The organism is Mesorhizobium sp. M1A.F.Ca.IN.020.03.2.1, assembly GCF_004023205.1.
In the GTDB taxonomy this organism is placed as follows: Bacteria; Pseudomonadota; Alphaproteobacteria; order Rhizobiales; family Rhizobiaceae; genus Mesorhizobium.
Map to the genome: position 1 here is coordinate 1 of NZ_RZSV01000306.1, position 5,552 is coordinate 5,552.

3 protein-coding genes and 2 pseudogenes are annotated in these 5,552 nt (G+C 60.8%); 1 reads left to right on the top strand and 4 read right to left on the bottom strand.

The window, feature by feature from the left end; genetic code table 11:
• Positions 1-242: 242 nt before the first annotated feature.
• The 4 genes and pseudogenes from EOA79_RS29085 to EOA79_RS33035 all read right to left on the bottom strand — a co-directional run.
• Positions 243-864: pseudogene (locus EOA79_RS29085) on the bottom strand (aldehyde dehydrogenase family protein); the annotation flags it as partial.
• A gap of 74 nt (positions 865-938) precedes the next feature.
• Positions 939-1,760, bottom strand: a complete 822-nt coding sequence (locus tag EOA79_RS29090; protein ID WP_128161138.1) for a (Fe-S)-binding protein — start codon at positions 1,758-1,760, stop codon at positions 939-941.
• Positions 1,761-1,933: 173 nt separating this feature from the next.
• A pseudogene (locus tag EOA79_RS34315) lies at positions 1,934-3,237 on the bottom strand (FAD-binding oxidoreductase).
• Positions 3,238-3,411, bottom strand: a complete 174-nt coding sequence (locus EOA79_RS33035) for a hypothetical protein (protein WP_164893989.1) — start codon at positions 3,409-3,411, stop codon at positions 3,238-3,240. It lies immediately after the preceding pseudogene.
• A gap of 511 nt (positions 3,412-3,922) precedes the next feature.
• On the opposite strand from EOA79_RS33035, the gene EOA79_RS29110 reads away from it, so the two are divergent.
• A partial coding sequence (locus EOA79_RS29110) for an ABC transporter ATP-binding protein (RefSeq protein WP_164893990.1) occupies positions 3,923-5,552 on the top strand: 1,630 nt, incomplete at its 3' end.

Below are 5,552 nucleotides of genomic sequence, written 5' to 3' on the forward strand. Positions count from 1 at the left end.
CTACGACGCCATCATCGATGCCGCTTGCGAGGCCTGGCGAAAACTCCTCGCCCAGCCGCACACTGTCACTTCAATTGGCATGCGCGATTGGGCTCACGTCGGTCAATCATCATGACCTTTGGTATTAGTGGCCCGACGCATGTAAGATTTCCAGGCGTCCGAGCCGGATTCGCGGCCTCCGCCGGTTTCCTTTTCGCCGCCGAAGGCCCCGCCGATCTCGGCGCCGGACGGGCCGATGTTCACATCAGGACGCTCGATAGTCCCTCCGGGACGCTCCCGCCTTCCTTCTGGAAGCGCTTGACCGCACGGTTGAACAGGGCCTGAGCCGCCAGCGCGGTCAGCGGCGTCTTCTCCGAGGGTTTTCCAGACGATGGAGTTCCCGCAGACCAGCGCAAGCGCCGCGTTCCATGACCAGACCGCGACCGGGAAGTTGAAAGCTTAGATGATGCCGGTGACGCCGAGCGGATGCCAAGTTTCCATCATCCGGTGCTCAGCACGCTCGGTGGCGATCGTCAGGCCGTACAACTGACGCGACAGGCCGACGGCAAAGTCGCAGATGTCGATCATCTCCTGGACCTCGCCTAGGCCTTCCGACGGAATCTTGCCTACTTCGATCGAGACGAGACGTCCAAGATCGTCTTTGGCCAAGCGAAGCACCTCGCCAAGAAGGCGGATCAGTTCGCCGCGCTTCGGTGCCGGCACCAGTCGCCACTCGAGGAGGGCCGAATGGGCGTTTTCAATGGCTTCGTCGGCGGTTGCGGCATCGACGGTCTTCAGTCGGGCGAGCATTTCGCCTGAGATCGGGGATTTCACGGCGAGCTCACCAGCCGCAAGGTCGGTAGCGTCGACGCAGCGGCCGAGGATCGCGGCGACCTCGTCAGGGAGCGACGAATTGGCGATCTGAGTGGCGTGCGAAGTCATGGTGTTTCCTCCGGGTGTTAGGCATGGGCCGTCGCCGTCACCGCGGCGACAGGTGCGCGATGTGAGATCCGATCTCGCAAGAACTTCGCGGATCGAGCGGAAGCGAAGCAGGTGCGTCCTCTCCCGGCCAGGTGCTTGACGAGAGCCTCGGCCGGGTGGCGCGGCCTGAAGCCAACGAAGCGCTTGGTTTGGCAACGGCACGAGAAGCCGGTGGCAAGAACGCGACTTTTGCCCTTGTCGGCAAGTCGCCCCGCCCAGCTCATCGCAAAGAGTTGCTCCAAGAGTGCAGCGTTCTCCCGTTCATGGCCGAACAGGCCGGCCATTCCGCAACATCCGGTCGTGGGTGTTTCGATGCGAAGGCCGAACGTCGAGAAGATACGCTTCCACTGTGCGCAGGCGCGTGGATTGGCCGTCTTTTCCGTGCAGTGCAGAAAAAGGTCATAGGACGGGACGTCGGATCGCGGCTCTCGCGCAGCAATGTTGCCCGCCTCAATCTCTGCCGAAAGGAAGGACTCGAGAGAGCGCACTCGTGGCCGGCGGTCGACGCCGTCGGAGTCGGTCGCTGAATCCATTCGGTACTCCACCTCATGCATCAGGACGGCGACAGGCTCGATGCCGACGACAGGTAGGCCCGTTTCGAGCAAGCGTCTGTGGTAGGCTCGTGCCGAACTCGCAACCCGAGTGAAGCGGTCGAGCATTCCAAGAACGTGCAGGCGTTTCCCGTTGGGCCGCGCCGTAATCTGATGAACCTCGTAGCCCAGCGCCCTCAGGAGGTCGCGCGCTGCATGAACGACATCGCCATCGAAAGCACCCGTGAAGGTGTCCTCGACGAGAAGCACGGTCCGTCGCTTCACGTCGGCAGGAAGACGCGACCACGTGCCGATAGGTCGTGCAGTCGAAGTCGCCGCCGTCAAGTAGGGCCGAGAACAGCTGGTCATAGTCGCCGAATTGCCCGATGAGCCGATGAGCTGCTCCGGCCCCGGCCGGTCTGCAGGATTCCCATTCTCATTGCTCAGATCCCAAGGCGGTCGCGCAGGCCGTACCACCACGCGCCGAGAACGGTCAGCGGAACCCTAAACGCACGCCCGCCGGGAAAGGGCAGGCTCGGTAGTGATGCCCACACGTCAAACCGTTCTGCATGCCCGGCCACGGCCTTCGCAAGGATTTTGCCGAGCAGATGCGTCGTCGTCACCCCGTGACCGCAGTCGCCGTGCGAAAAATAGACATTCTCCGCCAAGCGGCCGACATGCGGGATGCGCGTCAGCGTCAGGGCGAAATTGCCGCTCCAAGCGCAATCAATTCGCACATTGGCTAATTCAGGGAACGTTCTAATCATATTCGGGCGAATGATGCCCGTGAGGTTTAACGGATCCTGGCCGCCATAGCCGATGCCGCCACCATAAAGTAGGCGGTTATCGCTGGTCCGCCGGTAGTAGTCGAGCACGAAGTTCGCATCTTCGACGCAGTAGTCCGACGGCAGCAATTGCTGGATCAGCGCCGGATCGAGTGGCTCTGTCACCATGAGCTGGCTGGAGACCGGCATCATGCGCTCCGAGATCGAAGGCACAAGATCGCCAGATAGGCATTTCCGCAAACAAGGAGATATTGTGCCTCAACCTGACCGCATTCAGTCGCAGCGATCGGCTTGCCTCTCAGAGACAATCGAACCACGCGGGAATTCTCAACGATCCGTGCTCCAAGCTGCTCGGCCGCGGCAGCCTCACCAAGCACCAGATTGAGGGGATGGATATGCCCGCCCATCCTGTCGATCATTCCACCGACGTAGCGTTTGCTCTTCACGTAGTGGTCGATGTCTTGGGGCGCGACGATCTCCATGCCGTTGAGGCCATAGCTCTCGCAACCTGCTTTGATCCTTTCGAACTCACGGACCTGCTTGGCGGTGAACGCCGCGAACAATCCGCCATGACGCAGATCGCAATCGATCCCGTATGTCTGAACGCGCTGACGAATGATGTCGCCGCCCTCGCGCGACATCAGCGCCAGCCACCGGGCCTTTTCCGGGCCATAGCGGCGTTCAATAGTCTCGAGATCGCGGCTATATCCATTGACGATCTGCCCACCATTGCGGCCCGAGGCACCGAAACCGATTCGCTGGGCTTCGAGCACCACGACCTTGTAGCCCTTTTCAGAGAGCTGCAATGCTGCGGAAATGCCGGTGAATCCGGCTCCAACAATGCACACATCGGCGGAAACAGACCCCTGAAGCGATGGTCGGACCTGCTTGTCGTTCGCCGTCGCTGCGTACCAGGACAGGGCGTGGCCGGGGTCATCTTGAGCAACCGCAGCAACCGTCATTTAAACGATCCTTATGTAGGCGTCGTACTCCACGTCCGTCACTCGAAGAGAAAACTCCTGCAGTTCTTGCTGCTTGCCGGCTGTATAGAGATTGCGGAAATCGGACCCGAAAGCCGAGAGGGCGGGATCTTGCTTCAGCCATTCTTTGATCCGCGCCTCAAAGGGCTCGTACATGCTGGGTCTTTTCGGCCAGGGCTTCGTCCGCCGATAGGGTCGCCGATGCGGCGAGACCGTGCTGATCAAACGACAGCTCGAATACCGCCGTGTTGCGCTGGTGGTCATCGTGCAACCCGACAGCTCGCTCGCCTGCATCCCGGCGTGGATGAAGCCGGATGAAGCACGAGGCTGCGGCTCAATACACCTGTTGTCGGGTTTGTCGAGTTCACGACGCTGTGGTGTTCGGCTTGGCTTCTTACTAATTCCTTGAATAGAAGACAAAAAGTCGTCTGACGTGCTCGTTCTGCGCAGCTGGCACGACTTTTGAAGCTTCCTCTCTTCGAGGCGGCTGGGGCTGCCGACCGATATTCACATCGTGGCTGACATAACGATCGATGGAACGAAGGAAGGAAAGCAGCATGTCACATCGGCGTCAGATATCCGAATTCCGCGCGGCGTTTTCGTCCTCACGCGGATTTTTCATTTTAGCCTTCTTGGGCTAAGCATCTTGGTGCGCTCGTATAAAGCCATGAATCGTTCTCATATCCATCTACCCGGCGGCGCTTTTCGCGACGTGTTTGCTTTCACCACCCGCCATTGGGCTCGGCAGCCGGCGCGGCTCGCGCTCATTATGGCCGCGGTGTTTGCCGCAACGCTGGCTGACGTCTTGGCGCCGCTCTATTCCGGATGGCTCGTGGACGCGGTCGCACATGGAGTTGCCTCCGAGGCCATCGCGTGGGATGCTGCCCTTGCGGGTTTCTCCATGCTGATTGCGCTCGCACTTGGCGCTATCGTCATGCGTCAGGTCGCCTTCATTGGCATCATCCATCTGACCTCAAAGATGATGGCCGACATCTCGAGCGACGCGTTCCACCGCGTCCAGCGCCTTTCGACTGACTGGCATGCTAACAGTTTCGCCGGCTCCACGGTGCGCAAGATCACGCGCGGCATGTGGGCACTCGCTCTTTTAAATGACACGATCCTCGTAGCGTTATTCCCTTCGCTCATCATGCTCGTCGGTTCGACCATTCTACTCGGCTGGTACTGGGGAACCATGGGCCTGATCATCGCCTGCGGCTCTCTCGTCTACGCAACGCTGACGATCGCGCTGTCGCTCGGCTATGTCGCCCCGGCGGCAAGCCTCGCCAACAGCTGGGACACAAGGCTCGGCGGCTCGCTCGCGGATGCGATTAGCTGCAACGCGGTGGTCAAAAGTTTCGGCACCGAGGTGCGAGAAGATGATCGCCTCGCGAAGATCATCGCGAAGTGGCGGCATCGGACGCGCCGGACGTGGGTGCGGGAGACGATCAACGGCACGACCCAAGGCATCACGCTCCTGGCGCTGAGGGCGGCGGTGATCGGCTATGCCCTGCTTCTGTGGTCCCGCGGCCGTGCAACCCCGGGCGATATCGCTTTCGTACTCACCTCCTTTTTCGTGCTGCAGGGCTATCTGCGCGATGTGGGTATGTATGTCCGCAACGTGCAGCGCTCGGTGAACGATATGGAGGAGCTGGTCGAAATCCAAAGCCAACCTTTCGGCATCGCCGATCACCCCGGAGCCAAGTCGATCCGGATCACCAATGGCCGCATCGATTTCGAGAACGTTCATTTCCAATACGGCAACCATCGACCGCCCCTCTATAACAACTTTTCGGTGTCGATTAAGGCCGGCGAGCGGGTCGGTCTAGTGGGTCCCTCCGGGTCCGGCAAGACCACCTTCGTGAAGCTCACCCAACGGTTTTACGATGTGAGCAGCGGCCGGATCCTGATCGATGGGGAGGATATTTCGAAGGTGACGCAGGCTTCGTTGCGCTCGCAGATCGCGATCGTGCAGCAGGAGCCGATCCTGTTCCACCGGTCGCTTGCCGAGAACATCGCCTATGGCCGGCCCGGCGCCAGCCAAGCCGAGATCGAGGAGGCGGCGCGGCTCGCCAGTGCGAGTGAGTTCATCGCGCGCCTACCGAAGGGTTATGGTACGCTCGTCGGCGAACGTGGCATGAAACTCTCAGGCGGTGAACGCCAGCGGGTGGCGATCGCGCGCGCCTTCCTGGCGAATGCGCCGATCCTGATCCTCGACGAGGCGACCTCAAGCCTCGATTCGGAGTCGGAGGTGCTGATCCAAAACGCGATGGAACGACTGATGGTCGGCAGGACGACAC